The organism is Corticimicrobacter populi, assembly GCF_003123725.1.
In the GTDB taxonomy this organism is placed as follows: Bacteria; Pseudomonadota; Gammaproteobacteria; order Burkholderiales; family Burkholderiaceae_B; genus Corticimicrobacter; species Corticimicrobacter populi.
This window is the reverse complement of record NZ_QETA01000007.1, coordinates 70,602-87,804: the sequence shown is the minus strand read 5'-3', so window position 1 is coordinate 87,804 and position 17,203 is coordinate 70,602. Positions and strand designations below refer to the sequence as shown.

The 17,203-nt window shown below is 61.4% G+C and carries 15 protein-coding genes; 6 read left to right on the top strand and 9 right to left on the bottom strand.

Translation table 11 applies throughout. The features are described 5' to 3' along the window. On the bottom strand, nucleotides 1-954 hold the full coding sequence (locus DD235_RS14565; RefSeq protein ID WP_109062825.1) for an ABC transporter permease: 954 nt from the start codon (nucleotides 952-954) through the stop codon (nucleotides 1-3). Nucleotides 955-1,062: 108 nt separating this feature from the next. Further along, on the bottom strand, nucleotides 1,063-2,736 hold the full coding sequence (locus tag DD235_RS14560; protein ID WP_109062824.1) for an ABC transporter substrate-binding protein: 1,674 nt from the start codon (nucleotides 2,734-2,736) through the stop codon (nucleotides 1,063-1,065). A gap of 322 nt (nucleotides 2,737-3,058) precedes the next feature. Between DD235_RS14560 and DD235_RS14555 the strand changes: the two genes are divergently transcribed. Then, nucleotides 3,059-3,850 (top strand): IclR family transcriptional regulator, encoded by a 792-nt coding sequence (locus DD235_RS14555; RefSeq protein WP_109062952.1) that lies wholly within the window; start codon nucleotides 3,059-3,061, stop codon nucleotides 3,848-3,850. A gap of 5 nt (nucleotides 3,851-3,855) precedes the next feature. Here the strand turns inward: DD235_RS14555 and asd are convergent, their stop codons facing one another. Then, a complete protein-coding gene (gene asd / locus DD235_RS14550; RefSeq protein ID WP_109062951.1) occupies nucleotides 3,856-4,725 on the bottom strand; it encodes an archaetidylserine decarboxylase in 870 nt (289 codons plus the stop codon). Between the two features lie 80 nt (nucleotides 4,726-4,805). Here asd and DD235_RS14545 point away from each other — a divergent pair, with 80 nt between their 5' ends. Next, a complete protein-coding gene (locus DD235_RS14545) occupies nucleotides 4,806-5,528 on the top strand; it encodes a hypothetical protein (protein ID WP_109062823.1) in 723 nt (240 codons plus the stop codon). Nucleotides 5,529-5,547: 19 nt separating this feature from the next. Here the strand turns inward: DD235_RS14545 and DD235_RS14540 are convergent, their stop codons facing one another. Then, on the bottom strand, nucleotides 5,548-6,732 hold the full coding sequence (locus DD235_RS14540; protein ID WP_109062822.1) for a DNA cytosine methyltransferase: 1,185 nt from the start codon (nucleotides 6,730-6,732) through the stop codon (nucleotides 5,548-5,550). A 119-nt stretch (nucleotides 6,733-6,851) separates the two neighbouring features. After that, nucleotides 6,852-7,610 (bottom strand): GIY-YIG nuclease family protein, encoded by a 759-nt coding sequence (locus tag DD235_RS14535; RefSeq protein ID WP_204524252.1) that lies wholly within the window; start codon nucleotides 7,608-7,610, stop codon nucleotides 6,852-6,854. Between the two features lie 109 nt (nucleotides 7,611-7,719). Here DD235_RS14535 and queC point away from each other — a divergent pair, with 109 nt between their 5' ends. Beyond that, complete coding sequence (gene queC / locus DD235_RS14530; protein ID WP_420810474.1) at nucleotides 7,720-8,466, top strand: 7-cyano-7-deazaguanine synthase QueC; 747 nt, start codon at nucleotides 7,720-7,722, stop codon at nucleotides 8,464-8,466. Here the strand turns inward: queC and DD235_RS14525 are convergent. Continuing rightward, nucleotides 8,408-9,007 carry a LysE family translocator gene (locus DD235_RS14525; protein ID WP_109062821.1) on the bottom strand — a complete coding sequence of 200 codons (600 nt, stop codon included), beginning with the start codon at nucleotides 9,005-9,007 and terminating at the stop codon, nucleotides 8,408-8,410. The genes queC and DD235_RS14525 overlap by 59 nt on opposite strands. Nucleotides 9,008-9,124: 117 nt before the next feature. On the opposite strand from DD235_RS14525, the gene DD235_RS14520 reads away from it, so the two are divergent. The 3 genes from DD235_RS14520 to DD235_RS14510 all read left to right on the top strand — a co-directional run bounded on the left by DD235_RS14520 (nucleotide 9,125) and on the right by DD235_RS14510 (nucleotide 12,557). Continuing rightward, a complete protein-coding gene (locus tag DD235_RS14520; RefSeq protein ID WP_109062948.1) occupies nucleotides 9,125-10,537 on the top strand; it encodes an aminotransferase-like domain-containing protein in 1,413 nt (470 codons plus the stop codon). 73 nt (nucleotides 10,538-10,610) lie between these two features. Then, nucleotides 10,611-11,483 (top strand): ModD protein, encoded by an 873-nt coding sequence (gene modD, locus DD235_RS14515; RefSeq protein WP_109062947.1) that lies wholly within the window; start codon nucleotides 10,611-10,613, stop codon nucleotides 11,481-11,483. Nucleotides 11,484-11,573: 90 nt separating this feature from the next. After that, a complete protein-coding gene (locus DD235_RS14510; protein WP_162300510.1) occupies nucleotides 11,574-12,557 on the top strand; it encodes an Rpn family recombination-promoting nuclease/putative transposase in 984 nt (327 codons plus the stop codon). An 81-nt stretch (nucleotides 12,558-12,638) separates the two neighbouring features. Here DD235_RS14510 and DD235_RS14505 read toward each other — a convergent pair whose 3' ends face one another. From DD235_RS14505 to DD235_RS14495, 3 genes are all read right to left on the bottom strand, one after another. Continuing rightward, nucleotides 12,639-13,268 carry a biliverdin-producing heme oxygenase gene (locus DD235_RS14505; protein ID WP_109062819.1) on the bottom strand — a complete coding sequence of 210 codons (630 nt, stop codon included), beginning with the start codon at nucleotides 13,266-13,268 and terminating at the stop codon, nucleotides 12,639-12,641. Between the two features lie 140 nt (nucleotides 13,269-13,408). Next, nucleotides 13,409-14,713, bottom strand: coding sequence for a YncE family protein (locus tag DD235_RS14500; protein ID WP_239990172.1), 1,305 nt, complete (start codon nucleotides 14,711-14,713; stop codon nucleotides 13,409-13,411). A 35-nt stretch (nucleotides 14,714-14,748) separates the two neighbouring features. Then, complete coding sequence (locus DD235_RS14495; protein WP_204524251.1) at nucleotides 14,749-17,064, bottom strand: TonB-dependent receptor; 2,316 nt, start codon at nucleotides 17,062-17,064, stop codon at nucleotides 14,749-14,751. Nucleotides 17,065-17,203: the final 139 nt, after the last annotated feature.

Genomic DNA, 17,203 nt, shown 5'->3' with positions numbered 1-17,203 from the left:
TCAGCTCCTTTCGATGCGTGGGTCGAACTGGGTCTGCAGGATGTCGACCAGCAGGTTCAGAATGACGAAGAACAGGGCCAATACCAGGATCGTGCCCTGCAGGAGCGGCAGGTCGCGCTGGAAGATGGCCTGGTTCAGCAGGAATCCGGTGCCAGGCCAGGAAAAGACGGTTTCGATCAGGATCGATCCTCCCAGCAGGTAGCCTAGTTGCAGGCCCATGACGGCCAGCGCGGTTGGCGCGCTGTTCTTGATGACGTGCAGGAAAATCCTGTATTCACTCAGGCCGCGTGCGCGCAGCCCGACGATGAATTCCTGCGAGAGGATGTCTGCCATCAGGGCACGCACGGTACGCGCCACAATGCCCATGGGAATGAAGGACATGGTCACGGCGGGCAGGATCATGTACTGGAAGTGGGCCCAATCCCAGGCCCAACTGCCCGAGCCGCCAGGGCCGGCACCGGTTGCGGGTAGCCACATCAACTGGGTCGAGAAAATGATGACCAGCACCATGCCCAGCCAGTAGTGCGGCACGCTCACGCCGATCACGGCCAGGAAGGAGGCGATCCGGTCAGCCCAGGAGTGTCGAAAATATCCGGCTACGCAACCGAACAGCGCGCCGAAGAAAAAACCGATCGCACAGGCCAGGACCGCCAGCCTGAGCGTATTGCCGACAGCCTTGAGGACTTCGTCGACGACGGGGCGGCCGGTGGCAATCGAAGTGCCCAGGTCACCGTGCAGTGCGCGCCACAACCATTGGGCAAACTGCTCCGGCAGGCTGCGGTCGAAGCCGTACAGCTTGATGAGCTGTTGTTGCAGTTCGATGGATGCATCTGCCGGCAGGATGGAGACCAGGGGGTCGCCAGGCGACAGGTGGACCAGCATGAAACAGACAAAGGAAACCCCCAGCATGATGGGGAGGGCGTAGCCCAGGCGTCGTACCAGGTAGGCGAGCATGTATGTCCTCCAGGAATACCGGTGCCGGACGAAACTGTCCGGCGCTGCGAGGAGCCTGCGGCAGAATCGGCGTCTTGCTGCAGGTCCAGGCGGGCTGTACCGGCTCGGTCAATCCATTTGCATGGTGGCAATGTCGATGAACCAGCTCTTTGGCTGGACGACATGGGTGACCTTGGGAGACATGGCGCGGGGGCCGACGTCATGAGCAACAAACAGGAATGGTGCTTCGTCGACGATGTTGGCATGCAGTTCTGCCAGGGCGGCATCGCGGGCGGCGGTCTCGAAAGACGTGCGAGCCTTGTCCACCAGGGCATCCATCCTGTCGCTGCTGTAGTAACCCCAGTTGTTCGAGACGGGCGGGAATGCTTTGGAGCTTACGAAACGCACCATGGCGAAGAAGGGGTCCATGGTGGCGGCACTGACGTTGGTCGCGTGGGCTCCGTGGGCCGAAGGATCCTTGGCACCCAGACGCCAGCTGGAGAACAGCGTATTCCACTCGACGACATCGAATTCGACCTGGAAGTGGCATTCTTTCAGGTTCTGCTGGATGAATTCGTTCATCGGCAGCGGCTGCATCTGACCAGAGCCCGAGGCAGATGTCTGGATCTTGACGACGGCCGGCTTGCTGGCCGAATAGCCTGCATCTTCCATCAGTTTCCTGCCACCTTCGACGTCGTACCTGATCTGGAAGGTCGGTTCGCCGCGCCACGGATCGCCCGGTTCGGCGATGCCGGTAGCTTCGACCATCATGCCGCCCAGCAACTGCTTCAGGGAGGCTCGGTCCACACAGAGGTTGGCTGCCTGGCGAACCCGTACATCGCTGAAGGGCGAATCCGGCAGCAGCGAGAATTGCCATGGCCAGATATGGGGCTGCAGGTTGGAGTAGATGTTGAAGCCGCGTGCCTTGATGGCATCGATGGCATCGGGCGAAGGGGCCTCGATCCAGTCTACCTGGCCCGATAGCAGGGCTGCCGTGCGGGCACTGGCCTCCGGCAGTGGCAGCAGTACGACTTTGTCGATCTTGGGCCGGCGTGCACTGTCCCAGTATTCGGGATTGGCGACCAGTTCCAGGCGTTCACGGGGAACCAGCCGGGCCTGCCGGAAGGGGCCCGTGCCGGCAGGCTCGGCGGCAAAGGCAGCCCAGGCCTGCTTGCTGCGTTCGGCGGGATCGGCGACCGAGGCAGGCACGGCGTCGAGCTTGCTTTGCCACTGAGCCGGCGATGCCATGAACAGATTGGTCAGGTTGATGGGGAGGAAGGCGTCCGGCTCGGAAGTCGTCAGCTCGACAGTCAGCGCATCGATGGCCCGGGCGCTGCGCAGGGTCGGCATCCGCGAGGCCGTGACACCGACCTGGGCAGGATCGTAGTGTGGTGCTGCCGTATCCAGTACCTTGCGTACATTCCAGACCACGGCGTCGGCGTTGAACGGCGAGCCGTCATGGAATTTGACGTCAGGCCGGAGCTTGAAAATCCATTTCGTCTTGTCGGCATCATCGACCTGCCAGGACAGTGCCAGGCCGGGAATCACGGTACTGGGTGCCGTGTCCGAGCTGAGATCCCATTGTGTCAGGCCGTCGTACATGGGAATGCCGGTGAAGCGGTTTCCTTCGAACCCCTGGTCGGGCTGCCCCGAGGTGCGGGGGATATCCCCGGCGGTCATGCCGATGCGCAGGACTTTTTCCTGTGCCCAACTGGTTGATCCGCATGCGGCTGTCAGTGCCAGCACGAGCGCCAGCGATTTGATCTGGAAAGAAAAACGATGTTGCTTGGATGCGTGATACATGAGACATGTCTCCAGGTTGAGTGGGGCCATCTGCTCATCATTCAAGCAACCAGTATGCCAATCGAATCATTAATATCGATTATCGATATAAAATAGGGTTTGTCCGCATGCATGCGCAGTTGAAATACCATATTCATGCCACGTTGACGGGGCATGGCATCGAGGCCATGGCGTAGTGATGACATGGTGCTTGGGTGAGCAGCCTGTCCTGTGCACCAAGTTGCATCATGCGCCTGCGCTGTTGTTGTGCATGGTGCGCATGGCTGGCGCATCCGGCAATGCGAGTGCGGACCCGAATCCCTTTTCTGGTGGCATGTACCTTATGGCTGACTCCCTGACTGCATCGGTATCCGACTCCCTGTTCAACCAGTCGCTGGAAAAGGGGCTGGCCGTGCTGGGTGTGTTCGACGAGGTGCATCGCACCCTGACGCTCAACGAGATCGCCGAACGGGCCGGCATGAGCAAATCCTCCGCCCAGCGCACGGTGCATACCCTGCAGGTGCTCGGCTACGTCGGCAAGCATCCTGCATCACGGCGTTTTCGGCTCCTGCCCAAGACGGTTGAACTGGGTTTCAGGTATATCGCAGGCAATGCCATGATCCGCATTGCACATCCGTATCTTTCTGAACTGGCCAATGCGAGCGGGGAAAGCGTGACACTGACCGAGCCCGTCGGGACGGACATGGTGTATGTGTTTCAGCTGGCGACGACCAAATTCATGCCGATACTGACACCGATCGGTATCCGTACACCCATGTATTGCACGAGCGCGGGCCGAGCCTACCTGAGCCGCCTGCCTGAAGACCAGGCGCGCAGTCTGCTGGTGCAATCTGAACGGGTGGCATGTACGCCTGCCACGCTGACGCAGGTCGAGGATATCGTCGCGGCAGTGCAGGAGTGCCGTCGCCAGGGCTATGCAGTGAATTGCGAAGAACTGTTCATGGGCGACATGGGGATTGCCGCCCCGATCGTCAACAGTCGGGGCGAAGCCAGGGGGGCAGTGCATGTAGCACCGCCTCTCAGCCGCTGGAGTGCCGAATCAGCTCAGCGGACGCAGGCTCCCCTGGTGATGGAGTGTGCCCGCGCCATTTCGGCAGCGATCGGTGACTATTGAAAACTTCAGACGGTGGTGGCCGAGCGGTGTGCCGCTGTCAACTGCCCCAGTCGCTCCCCGTACTGTACTTTTTGCTGGGGACCCAGTGCGTCCAGTTCGGCCATGCCGTCCGGGAACAGCACGATCACGGTCGAACCCATATTGAAACGGGCCATTTCGGCGAAACGATCGATTTCGATGGTGTCGTCGTCGTAATCGCGTTGCTGGATGGTGCGGGCATAGGGCGGGATGGTCAGGCCGCCCCAGACGGTCGTGACCGAAGAAACCAGCATGGCACCGACCATCACGACCACGAAGGGCCCGTGGCCGCTTTCGAAATGACAGACCAGGCGCTCATTGCGGGCAAACAGGCGCGGCACGGCATCGACCGTGGCGGGCGAGACGCTGAACAGCTTGCCCGGGACATGCACGGTACGCACCAGGCGACCGCCCAGCGGCATGTGCACGCGATGGTAGTCGGAGGGGGACAGGTAGATCGTGACGAAATGGCCGTTACGGTAGGGATCGGCCGCCTGGGCATCGCCACCCAGCAGTTCATCGACGCTGTAGTCGTGACCCTTGGCCTGGAAGATGCGTCCGGCATCGATGCGCCCGACCTGGCTGATGCGGCCGTCGACAGGACAGAGCAGAGCATTGCAGTCGGGATCGGCCTGGCGTGCATCGGGACGCAGCGTGCGGGTGAAAAAGGCGTTGAAATGCGGATAGGCCTCGGGGTTGGGCTCGGCTGCCAGCGACAGGTCGACGTTGAACTTGCGAATGACATGCTGGATGGCCCATCGCTTCCAGGGGCCGAAGGTCCAGCGTGCCAGCGCGTAGGTTAGCCGGGTCAGCGTTTTCTGGGGTGCCAGGTACTGGAGCAGTATATTAAGATTCAAACGATTACCTTTTTGTGTTGCGCGGCGCGACAGAAGCGGCGACAGTGCATATTTTGCAAACCCATCCTTCGGGAGCATGCATGAAGCATTATTTGCTGGCGGCGCTGGGCCTGGCGCTGTGCGGCCTGGCCCAGGCGGCGGGGACGGCGCATTACCGTCTTCAGGAGAGCGATTCGTCCGGGCGGCCGGTGCAGTTGAGACTGGAATATACAGATACGATGCTGCGGATGCAAACCGACCCGCAGCAGCGCGGCTATGGCCTGGTGCGGGCCGACGGGACGTATGGCGTGTTTGACCTCAACGGACGCCAGATGGTGGCCGATGCCGCTCAGCTCGGGCAGTGGTTGCGGTTGCTGTCGGTCGACCCCGGCAAGTTCCTGCAGGTGGGCAGCGGCCCGGCTGCCGTTGCCGAGTTCGTCAGTCTGGACGATCTCGGCCGTCGTGAGTCGGTGGCCGGGGTCGATGGTCGCGTATATCGACTGACCTATCTCAACCCGCAGGGCGAGGAACGCCGGGTCGAGGCCGTGCTGACCCAGGATGCTGAAGTCGTGTCCTACACCCGGCGCTTTATCGAGGCGGCACGGCGTCTGCAGCAATCGCTCGGCCAGCCCGTACCGGCCGGTACGGTCGCTCTGGCCGACGAGGTGCTGGCGCGCGGCCTGGGCATGCTGCGGGTCGACAATCTCATGACACTGTCCAGGCTGGACCGGACGGCCCCACAGACTTCACGTTTCGAATTGCCGGCCCAGCCGATGCAATTGCCCGACGTACTGGGGCTGGCGGAACGGTTGCGCAAGCAGTAAAAAGAGTCAGGACAAAGAGTCAGGCCGCGCGAAGTGACGTGTCATGCGAGGCGCTTTGCTGTGTCTCGGTTACTGCGTGGCGTGCGCTCAGAGCCAGCGGTTCCAGAATGTGCCTGGCGAGATGGGCGACGACTGGAACGACGACACCATCTCCGGTGAGATGGTAGGCCTCGTTGTATTTGTCGGGGAGTTGGTAGGACTCCGGGATGCCCATCAGTCGCGCAGTTTCCCTGGCGGAGATCAGGCGTGAGCGGATCTGTTTGCCCTGGATGAGCATCACGATCTGGCGAGATGAGCCACCAGACGGGGTGCGCAGGCAGCCGGAAATGCCGTCGAAGCGGATTTCAGCGCGCTGCGTGCCCAGGCGGGTGCGCTTGTAGAGGGTGCCGACCTGACGCGCGCCCGTCCTGGCCGCTTCGTGTACCTTGGCGAGATTGGCGGCAGTCATCATGTCCAGAAGCTGCTGCGTTTGCGTGGCGCTGTGCAAGGCGACCGACGTCGGGGCATCTTCGATCAGCTCTTCCAGATGTGGCACCGCCCCTTCCGGCATCGGTAGTTTCCACCATACCCAGGACTTGCGGACACTCACGGGCAAAGCTTCGACGACATCCTGAAGCTGCCTGCGATGCCATGCCGGGTTGGGAGTGCGGGTCGTGACGCCCCTGGGCATGGGGACGGTTTTTTGCACCGCGATGATAAAGAGCCGGGGGCGGGATTGGGGCACGAAATGTGCCGCGTCGACTTCCAGGGCTCCTACACGGTAGCCTGCATTTGCAAGGCATTCGATGAGTGTGGTGAGGTCCTTGCCGCGATGTGATGTGACGAGACCCGATACGTTCTCCAGCGCGATGATCGGCGGCATCCGTTGCTCGGCCCTGAGGCGGGTCAACAGATCCCAGAATGCCCAGAATACGCCGGATCGGCTGCCGGCCAGCCCTTTTCCATTGCCTGCCAGACTGAGATCCTGGCATGGAAAAGAGCCCCATGCCAGCATGGCTTTTCCTGGCAATTGCGCTGGCTGAACCTTGGCTACATCGCCGATATGCAAGGCATCATCCCCAAAGTTGGCGGCATATGAAGCCCCTTTTTTGGGATCGAAGTCATTTGCGAACAGGCAGTTCCATTGCTTGCCCAAACCCATCCGGGCCATGCCACCACCGGCAAAGAATTCATAAAAATCAAATTGTTGCGGCTGGGTGGTCATGTTTGATATCCATGGGGCAAGCGTGGCTGGCCTGATATATTCAAACCACTGTTATTGTATACAGTCATCTGGTGGGTGCCAAGGGCATCTTGCATCATGAAACCGGGCCTGACTGGCGTTCAGCCTTCATCGCCTTCGTCACCTGATGTTTCCAGGTTGGCTGGCGCGCCGCGGACACGTCTTTCGGCCAGATCGGCCAAGCGACGGGCCTGGGTCAGCAAGGTATGGCGCAGGCCTGTCTGCACCTTGCGTTCAGCGATGACTTTGGCAAGTCGGGCAATGGTTGCGGCGCGTCGGGCCAGCCGCAGATCGGGATGGTCTCTCAGGCGGCTCACTTCGTCAGAAACGACTTTTGCGTGGTACGACGCAGGCAGATCGATGGGATGATCAGGCGAGAGGGGCGGTTTCTCGTTCAGGATTGCTCTGAATTTGGACTGCCGGATGAGATGCGTGTAGGCAGCATGTTCCATGGCATTCAAGCGTGCTTTCGCTGTCTTGACGTCGGTCCGGCCAATCTCGACACCCTCTACGTCTGTCAGTGGCCAGACCTCGATGTAGCAGACCTCGTAGGGGTCCAGTACCGACATAGCCACGGCGTCTGTACGCTGGTTCGTCAGGTGTCTGCGGATACGTGTGCTGAGCTGTTCGTTCGTCTGGCCTACATAAATAGGTTCGTGGTCATAATCGTAGAACGCGTAAACCCCCCATTTGTAATGACCGATGATGCGTTTTTCGTTGAGAAAAGGATCTATCCAGGTGTGCCGCAGGAAGTGTTCGAGTTGATCCCGGAGCTCCTGGGTCTCAAATGGCAATCCGTGTTCTGAGGTATCGGGCAGGAGGCTGCGCTGGGCGAAATCTGTCACTGTATGTCGGGTCACTGTTGTATTCAGGGAGGAAAGGTCCTGATGGATTCACCCACCGGGTAGCATGGATCATCCTGGTCGGCGCGGCTGTCAGGGGCTGCCACCACTTACTATAATCCCGTACATGATGACATCGCGCGCACTGGTTCTCTTCTCGGGTGGACAGGACTCCACGACATGCCTGGCTTGGGCGCTGAATCGCTATGGCCACGTCGAAACGATCGGCTTTGACTATGGGCAGCGCCATCGTGTCGAGCTTGAATGCCGGCAGACGGTGCTGCAGGCCCTGCGCGACGATTTTCCGCAGTGGGCCGGCAAGCTGGGCGAGGATCACATGCTAGACATGTCGGTGCTCGGCCATATCAGCGACACGGCCCTGACACAGGACAAGGCCATTGAATTCGAGCAAGGCGGGCTGCCCAATACTTTCGTGCCGGGGCGCAACCTGATGTTCTTCAATTTTGCCGCCGCTGTGGCCTGGCGGCGCGGACTCGAGGTGCTGGTCGGGGGCATGTGCGAAACCGACTACTCAGGCTATCCGGACTGTCGCGACAATACGCTCAAGGCACTGCAGGTCGCGCTCAGCTTGGGGCTGGATGCCCGCATGGTGATCGAGACGCCGCTGATGTGGCTCGACAAGCGGGAAACCTGGCAACTGGCCCGGACGCTGGGTGGCGAGGCATTGGTGCAACTGGTGCGCGAGTCCACCCATACCTGTTATATGGGTGATCGCAGCCACCGGCATGCCTGGGGCTATGGCTGCGGCGAGTGCCCGGCCTGTGCCTTGCGGGCGTCGGGCCATGCCGCGTTCGTCAGTTCCGCAGCATCGGATACAGCGACGCCACCAGCAGCAGAGCCATCAGCACATTGAAAGCCCGCACGACGCCGGGCTGCCGTAACCAGCGCCGCAGAGCCATGCCGAACAGCGTCCAGACCGAGATGCTGGGCAGGTTGACCAGGCCGCAGAGCAGTGCCGACAGCAACAGGTTGGTCAGGAAGTCCTGCTGCGGCACATAGACGGCGATCACACCCAGTGCCATGGTCCAGGCCTTGGGGTTGACCCACTGAAACAGGGCTGCCTGGATAAAGCTGAACGGCCGTCCGCTGTGTTCGGCCGTAGTGACCGGACCTGCCGTGGCGATACGCCAGGCCAGGTACAGCAGGTAGACGGCACTCAGTATCTTCAGGATGTCATGCAGGACCGGCCAGGTCTGGAACAGTGTGCCCAATCCCAGTCCGGTGACGACCAGCATGATCATGAATCCCCCGCTGATGCCGAGCATGTGCGGTACGCTGCGCCTGAATCCGTAGTTCAGGCCGGAGCTGGCCAGCATGATGTTGTTCGGGCCGGGCGTGATGGACGAGGCGAAGGCAAAAAGTGCCATCGGCAGGAAAATGGGCAGGCTGTTCATGCTGCTCACTATAGACAGGATGTGCGGTACAGTACCGGTACAATTTTTCGGATAAATTGATTACTGTACTGGAGCAAAGGCATGAAAAGTCTCTTGGTGGATGCTTTCGAGCCCCCTCTGCGGGACAGCGACCAGACGCTGACCGAGCAGATCGTGGCCATGCTGATACGCAAGATCACCCTGCTGGGGTTGCGGCCCGGCAGTCGCTTGCCGTCCATCCGCCGCCTGGCCGAACATCTTGAAGTCAGTCGTTTCACGATCGTCGAGGCGTATGAGCAACTGGTTGGCCAGGGGTGGCTGCAGGCGCGCCAGGGCGCGGGCTATTTCGTCAGTGGCCGGCCTGCCCCGCAGGACCAGGGCGCACTCGATCCCCGCCTGACCGCCGGGCAAGGGACCGAACCGGCGGCTGCGACGCTGGATGTGGCATGGCTGCTGAAAAGCACCCTGCGCGATGTTGGCGGCGGTTTCGTGCCGGGATCATCGGCGCTGCTGCCACAGCAGTGGCTGGATGTGGATATGCTGGCGGCCGCTGTGCGCAGCACGGGTCGTGGCTCCTGCTCGTCCTTGCTGGGTTATGGCCCGCCGCAGGGTTATCTGCCGTTGCGTGTGTCCATGGCGGATGCCTTGCAGCGGCTGGGCATACCGGCGCATCCTGAACAGAATCTGCTGCTGACGGCTGGCGTGACCCATGCGGTTGATTTGGTCCTGCGTGCCCTGACGCAGCCGGGTGACTGTGTCCTGGTCGAGGATCCTGCGTGGTTCCTGGTATTCGGGCGGCTGGCTGCGGCAGGGGTGCGTGTGCTGGGGGTGCCACGCGGGCCGGATGGCCCGGATGTGGCCGTGCTGGAGCAACTGGCCCGGGAGCATCGCCCGCGCCTGTTCATCATCAACAGTGCGATTCACAATCCGACCGGCTACAGCCTGTCGGCGCGGTCTGCCTATGCGGTGCTGAAACTGGCCGAGCAATACGATTTCAGGATTTTCGAGGACGATACCTATGGCGACCTGCATCCAGGGGGCGCGATACGCCTGGCGGCGCTGGATGGCCTGCAACGGGTCGTACATGCCGGCGGGTTTGCCAAGACACTGGCGGCGGGCATGCGGGTTGCCTACCTGGCTGCGGCCCCCGAACTGGTATCGACACTGACGGACCTGAAACTGTTGTCCGGCCTGACGACGCCGGAACTCAATGAGCGCATCATCCAGAAGATCGTATCGTCCGGCGACTACCAGCGCCATGTTCAGCGCGTGCGTCAGCAGGTCGATGCGGCCCGCCACGAAAGCCTGCGGCTGTTCGGCCGGCTGGGCTTGCGGATCGATCCGGAGCCGGTGGGCGGCATGTTCCTGTGGCTGGACTGCGGGCAGGACAGCGAACAACTGGCGCGCCGGGCCGCTGCCGACGGGCTGTTGCTGGCTCCCGGCCGTCTGTTCTCGCCAACACAGGCACCGGATACGCATATCCGTTTCTCGGTATCGATCACACAAAGCCCGCAGACCTGGAAAAAGGTGGCCGCCTTGCTGGCGGGGTAATGCAGCGCAGTCTGGTACATCGCTATGTTTGATAAAATATAGCGTTATGTAGACGGTATCGATGTGGTGCTTCATGAATGCGCAAACAACGACGCATGTGCTGTTTGGTACGGATGAACTGGATGGCTGGTTGCATGAGGATATCGGCTATTTCGACCTGACCAGCGCGGTACTGGAGATCGGCGATCGGCCGGCACGCATTGCCTGGAAAGCGCGTGGTTCTGTGGTGGCGGCCTGTACCGAGGAGATCGTGCGCCTGCTTGCGCAGCGGCAGGTCGTCCAGATCCGGCATGCCGCCAGTGGTACGGTGCTGCAGGCCGGGGATGCCCTGATCGAGGCAGAAGGGCCGGCGCAGGCCCTGCTCGATGTCTGGAAAGTGGGGCAGAACCTGCTGGAATATGCCTGTGGCGTCGCGACGCGCACGCATGAACTGGTGCGTGCCATACATGCAGTCGATCCACGTGTGGGGGTGCTGACGACGCGCAAGCATCCCCCTGGCCTGCGTCGTGTGGCGATCAAGGCTACGCGTGCCGGTGGGGCGTGGCCACATCGACTGGGCCTGTCGGAAACCGTCGTGGTCTTTCCGCAGCATCGTGCCTTGCTGCCGGAAGGCGGCTGGGCCTCGATCCGCGAGACGCTGACACGCAATGCACCCGGGCTGGCGGAAAAGAAGATCGTGATCGAGGCGGCAACACTTGAAGAGGCCGAGTTGGCCGTGCAGGCGGGGGCCGATGTCATCCAGTTCGACAAGGTGATGCCTGAACAACTGGCACCGTGGTGCACACATCTGCGCAATCGCTGGCCACACCTGAAAATTCTGGCTGCCGGCGGCATCCGGCATGACAACGCCACCGGCTATGCGGCCAGTGGCGTGGATGCGCTGGTGACCAGCAGCCTGTACTACGGAGCTCCGGCCGATATTGGCGTGACGCTGACACCGGGATAAATACGTCCAATGTGACAATTTTGCCCAATTTTCAATGGCATGATCACCCGGTAGATTGTCTGTATTGCCATGCAGACAGGATGCATCGATATGCCGGATACCCGCTCGTCACAGACAGCCTCTGAGTTGCTTTTTCATACGGTTGCGCCTGTGGGGCTTGTCGACCGGATATTGCCTCCCCCGGGGCTGCGCTTGACCAACGACCTGGTATTCAAAGCACTGTTCAGTCGCCATCTGCATCTACTGTCGGATCTGATCAATGCGGTGTTGCAGTGGCCCGAGCCGATTACGGTAGTACAGGTACTGAACCCTGACATCCTGCCACAGCACATCAACGGCAAGCGGATAGTCATGGATATTCTGGTTCGCGATGCCACCGAGGCTGTGTTCATTATTGAAATGCAGGTGAGGCGCGAAGAACCCTGGCCGGAACGCAATGTGTACTACCTGGCGCGGGGCCTGTCGGAGCAATTACAGGCCGGTCAGAGCTATGATGGTCTGCGGCCGGTCATTGGGATCAGTCTGCTGGCACATGATCTTTTTCCTGATCATCCACAACAGGCGCTCTGGCGGCTGGCGCTGCGCGATGAGCAGACGCCGGCCATCTGCTTCAAGGAAGCCTTGCAACTGCATATAATGGAGTTGCCCAAGGCCGAACGTTTTGGCGATCTGCCGCCTGATCTACGGGCCTGGATCACTTGCCTGCTGCATAACCTGGACGAGGCTGCCATGAACCAGATCACACATCCCCCAGTGCAGGAAGCCCTGCAACATCTGCGGACCCTGTCTGCCGATGAAAAACTGCGCTGGGCTGCGTTGCAGCACGACATTGCCATGTTGGACGAGCGCACCGCCTTGAGCCGCGCCACCCGCAAGGGGGAGCAGGCAGGCTTGGAGCAAGGCCGCCAGGTGGCTCTGGCTACACTCAATGAACTGTTGCTGCGTAAATTCAGCAGCATACCCGCCTGGGCCCAGGATCGTATCTCTACTGCAGATCTGAACACGATTCAGCACTGGACACTCAATATTCTGGACGCAGACCGGATCGAGGCGGTTTTCGGCCCGGCAGCCTGATGCATACGGATCAGTGCCTTATGGTCAGTTCGTTCATGCCTCGGGAATGCGCGTGCGCAGAGGCATGAACGGCAGGTTGATTCAGCTCGCCAGTTCGGGCTCGGCCTCGGGCAGCACGCAGCAGGTTTCGACATAGGCATCGACCTGGCGGAAGGCGGCCTGGGCACCGGCATCGGTACGGGCTTCACCGTTGGCGTCCAGTTCGATGGCATTGAACTGCTCCAGGAATCCATGCCAGTTGGGCGCGCGACCATCCGGGTGCGGGGCCAGGTGGTGTGCGCCGAAGTTGCCGTCCAGGCCGAGCTTGGCTGCCAGCTTGTACAGGAATGCCGCGCCCAGGTTGGAGCCTTCTTCGGTGTACAGCCAGCCCAGCGCCGTGGCGATATCGACGTCCTTGCCTGCTTCGAAGACGGGCGGCACCGACAGCGCGGGAATCTCGATACCCAGGTCGCGCATGTCCTGTTCGACCTGCTGCAGGCGGCGGCGTTGTTGTAGGCCTGGTAGCAGGCGATTCAGTTCGGGGTGGTCGAACAGTGCATCGACATCGCGATGAAAGCGGTATTGCATCTGCAGGAAGGCGGCATAGTGCTCGCGGCTTTCGAACGGGTGGAAGCTGCTCAGGCGGTTGTCGAGGGCATCGTGCGTGCCGTGGGTCAGTGCCTTCAGGCGCTTGGCGCGGGTCAGGACGGTATCGGTCGTGGTCTGGGTCATGGCAGGCCTGCTTGAAAAAGGATTGCGAGTGAGAACGGCTCCTATCCTAGTGCAGGACCTTGCCACGACGATACCTGCAGGTCATTAAGATTGATTAAGGCGTCCTTGCCAGATGGGCAGGCAAGGACGTTGTCGCGCGCTCAGAACTGAATGCGCACGACGTGTTCGGGTTTGCCGGCCTTGGCGCTGTCGCCGTCGTTCTTGACCGTGACATAGAGAATGTTGCCGGCAGCGTCGAGCGCCAGGCTGTTCGGATGGGGCGGCAGGGGCAGCGTTTGCAGTGGCTGGTAGGCCTCGGTATCGTAGATCGTGACCGAGCCTTGCGCCGAATCGGGCCGCACGCCACCTCGATTGGTGACGTAGAGCCGATTGCGCTGCGTGTCGAGGTTCAGGCCGATGGGTACTTCGTCGGTGGGCATGACAGCCAGTGTCTTGCCGCTGTCGGCATCCAGCACGAACACGCGGTGGCCGGGGCTGCGGTGGGCATATTCACGCTCCAGGTGGTTGTTGCGCCATTCGTCACGGTCGATGCCCTGGTCGACGCCGAACAGGCGGTTGGTCGCAGGATCGTAGACCAGGTTCAGCAATTGATCGGCCTCGACCTCGAGCGTGCCGGTGATTTCCAGTGTACGGCTGTCGAGCGTGATGATCTGACCTTGCATGTTCGAGACAAAGATGCGGTGCCGGGTCGGGTCTGTCACGATACCGACGGCGTTGTAGCCGAAGCCGGGGAGGATTTTCTCCAATTCCAGCGTCTCGGTATCGATCACGAACAGGACACTGTCGATGCCCAGCCCCAGTCCGGGGGCAAACAGGCGGTGCTGGTCGGCATCGATGGCGAGTTCGCGCAGCTTGTAGGGAAAGTCGTCAACCACGTTCCATTTCTTGAGCTGTTCGAGCAGGAAGTCGCGGCGCGTCTGCGACAGTTCGTGCTCCTGGTACAGCTGTTCGAAATTCACCTTCTGCATGACGGGAATGCGCTTGACGATCTGGTTGCCCTGCGTGTCGATCACGCTGATCGCGCCGTTGAATCCCTGGGTCAGGTAGAGGCGGTTTGCGGCATCATCCAGGGCGACACCAAAGCCCTTGCCGTCGAGCGGCACTTCGGCCTGGATGTCGAGACTGTCGGGAGCCAGGCGCAGCAGCCGTGAGCGGCTTTCATCCTGCCAGTCCGGTGCCGATACAAAAAGGGCGTTTTCGCGCGGGCTGTAGGCTAGCTCGACCACGGCAGAGGCCGTGGGGCGGGACAGGATCTGATGTGCAGTGATGGGTGTGTGGGGTGTGACGACGGCAGCCGTGCGCATCTGTGCGTTGTCCTCCGTGATACCGGACTCGCTTTGTTGTCGGGGCTGCTGCTGTGCGCGGGTGTCGGCCTGGGCATATGGGGTGATCAGCATCAGGCTGGTGGCGATCAGGGGCAGGGTGAAATGTCGGGTGGCGTGCATGGTGATCATGTCCTCGATGAATATCCGAAATGGCGTCAGAAACTGAATTCGGCCGTGATGCCGACCAGCCGGGGCCGCTGGACGAAGGGTGTGGTCGGGTCGTTGTTGGTGATGAAAGTCGGCCGGTCGGCATCGAACAGGTTCTGCGCAAACAGTGCGACACGGCCACCCTTGAAGGCGTAGGCCAGTTGCAGGTTGGCCGTCCAGTGCGAGGCGATCCGACCCAGGGCGTCGTTGTCGTACTGGGAGTAGTAGCTGTCGTTGAACTGGACGTCGCCGCTGATCTCGAAGCCGCCGCCGAAGCGGTACTTGAGTCCTGCATTGAACGAGTAGTCCGGGGCGCGTGCCAGCCGGTTGCCCTCGATGCCGCTGTCGGCGAATTGCGTGATCTTCGTGCGCAGCAGGCCCAGCGTGCCGAAGGCTTCCAGTTCGGGTACGGGCATCCAGCGCACGCCGAGTTCTGCGCCATAGGTGCGTGCCTTGTCGGCATTGCGGATCACCGAGGAGTTGGGCCCCAGGTAATAGGGCAACTGCATGTCGGTGTATTCGTTCAGGAACAGGTTGGCCGTCAGCTCCAGCGTATCGTCCAGGAAGTGCTGGCGGCTGTACAGCTCATAGTTCCAGACGTATTCGGGGTCAAACGTATAGCTGACGATGGGCGCGCCGAAGGTGATGCCTGCGCCGCCGGCGTTATAGCCGCGCGTGATCATGGCCCCCAGCGTCAGGTCGTGGTCGGGTTTCCAGGCGAGGTCGAGTTTGGGCAGGAACGCCGAGTAGGTTTTGTCGAGGTCGATGCGGACCGCGCTGCTGCCGCCGCGTCGCTTGTGGTGTTCCTGTTCGAAGCGTGTCGCCAGCGTCAGGTCAAGCTGTGAGGTCAGTGCGAATGTGGCTTCGCCGAAAATGGCACGCGTCTCGGTTTCGTCGCGGAAGCTGCTGCCATTGAACAGATTGACGTATTCGTCCTGTGTGCCCCGGAAATAGCGGATACCGGCCAGGCCGCGTATGTCACCGCCGGGCAGATCGAAGCGCAGCAACGGTTCGAGCTGGAATTCGTGGCCGTCGATGCGGGCGTGCGGCAGGGTATCGACCATCAGCCGTTCGTTGGAAAAATCGGTATAGACCAGCTTGTTTTCGAGGCGAATGGTATCGGATGCGTTCCAGCCCAGATCCCAGATGCCGCTGGTGGACTTTGTGGTGAAAACCGGTCGGCGCGGGTCGAAGCGCGCGCTGACGTAGCCGGGTGGAGGATTGGTCGCTTCGCCCTGCGGCGTGCGGCTGTCGATATGGTTGAGTGTCAGCATCGACGACAGGCCGGGCAGTCCGGAGGGTTCGAACAGCAGCTTGGCGCGGGTCGTGGTCGTTTCGATGCGGCGCGGATCGCCCACCGGATTGTAGGAAATCAGGTCGACGAAGCTCTTGCGCTCCTGGCGATCCACACTCAGGCGGAACGCCAGCGTGTCCTCCACGATGGGGCCGGAGAGCATGGCCGCCGTTTGCCAGCTGTGTTGATTGCCCTTCATGCCCCTGACCGCGCTTTCCCAGGCCCAGGACGGGTTTTTGGTACTCATCACGATGGCACCGGCAATGGCGTTGCGGCCCTGGATGTGGCTTTGCGGGCCGCGAAAGATCTCGACCTGTTCCACGTCCCACAAGGACTGGGTGCCGAAGGCGAATTCATTGTAGGTCGACGAGCGGCCATCCACTGACATGTTCAGGCGGGGGCGGGTGCCCGCCAGGAAGGCGGCTGCGCCCTGCAGCGGGCCGGACCCATCGACGCCGCGGATGGTGGGCAGGTTGTTGCCGATGCCCAGGTCGACCACGTTGGGTGTGCGCTTGAGCACGTCCGAGACGCTGGTGGCGTTGGGCAGGCCGGCCAGGGTCGCGGCATCGTAGATGGCGACGCTGGAGCTGGTATCGAAAATGGAGCGGCTGACCTTTTCTCCGGTCACGATGATGTCCGGCAGCGTGGTGTGCGCGCGTGCCTCGGTGGGGGTCGCCATCTGGGGAATGCGGCGCAACCTGAAACCGCTGCCGGGTGCGTTGGGTACGGCTTGCAGGGAAGTGCCTTCCAGCAACTGCGACAGTCCTTCTTCCAGGGTATGGCGGCCATGCAGGCCCCGTGTCTGCTGGCGGTCGGTCAGCGCCGGGTCGGCCACGATGGTGGTGCGGCTGGTCTGGCCGAACAGGATGAGGGCCTGGCCGAGCGGTCCGGGAGCGATGTCGAAATCGATCTGCTGCGTGGCAACTGCCTGTGCCTGGGTTGGCATACCGACCAGTGTCAGCATGCTGACGGCCGGCCATGCGGCGAGCGCCATCTGCAGCAGTGCGCGGGCTGTCGTGTACCGAGGCATGGCGCTAAGTCTGGTATTGCAAAAAAGATCATCTTTGATCATGAGGTCGATTCCTGTTTGCTATCCGTTGCCGGGACCTGTATGAAGGCCCTCTATAAGGTCTAACGAATGGCGCTCGGGAATCTGCCGGGCGTTTACA

Excerpts from the sequence above, each read along its gene's own strand:
- DD235_RS14565 (WP_109062825.1), bottom strand. The coding sequence starts at position 954 with ATGCTCGCCTACCTGGTACGACGCCTGGGCTACGCCCTCCCCATCATG.
- DD235_RS14560 (WP_109062824.1), bottom strand. The coding sequence starts at position 2,736 with ATGTATCACGCATCCAAGCAACATCGTTTTTCTTTCCAGATCAAATCG.
- DD235_RS14555 (WP_109062952.1), top strand. The coding sequence starts at position 3,059 with ATGGCTGACTCCCTGACTGCATCGGTATCCGACTCCCTGTTCAACCAG.
- DD235_RS14545 (WP_109062823.1), top strand. The coding sequence starts at position 4,806 with ATGAAGCATTATTTGCTGGCGGCGCTGGGCCTGGCGCTGTGCGGCCTG.
- DD235_RS14540 (WP_109062822.1), bottom strand. The coding sequence starts at position 6,732 with ATGACCACCCAGCCGCAACAATTTGATTTTTATGAATTCTTTGCCGGT.
- queC (WP_420810474.1), top strand. The coding sequence starts at position 7,720 with ATGATGACATCGCGCGCACTGGTTCTCTTCTCGGGTGGACAGGACTCC.
- DD235_RS14525 (WP_109062821.1), bottom strand. The coding sequence starts at position 9,007 with ATGAACAGCCTGCCCATTTTCCTGCCGATGGCACTTTTTGCCTTCGCC.
- modD (WP_109062947.1), top strand. The coding sequence starts at position 10,611 with ATGAATGCGCAAACAACGACGCATGTGCTGTTTGGTACGGATGAACTG.
- DD235_RS14510 (WP_162300510.1), top strand. The coding sequence starts at position 11,574 with ATGCCGGATACCCGCTCGTCACAGACAGCCTCTGAGTTGCTTTTTCAT.
- DD235_RS14505 (WP_109062819.1), bottom strand. The coding sequence starts at position 13,268 with ATGACCCAGACCACGACCGATACCGTCCTGACCCGCGCCAAGCGCCTG.
- DD235_RS14500 (WP_239990172.1), bottom strand. The coding sequence starts at position 14,713 with ATGCACGCCACCCGACATTTCACCCTGCCCCTGATCGCCACCAGCCTG.
- DD235_RS14495 (WP_204524251.1), bottom strand. The coding sequence starts at position 17,064 with ATGCCTCGGTACACGACAGCCCGCGCACTGCTGCAGATGGCGCTCGCC.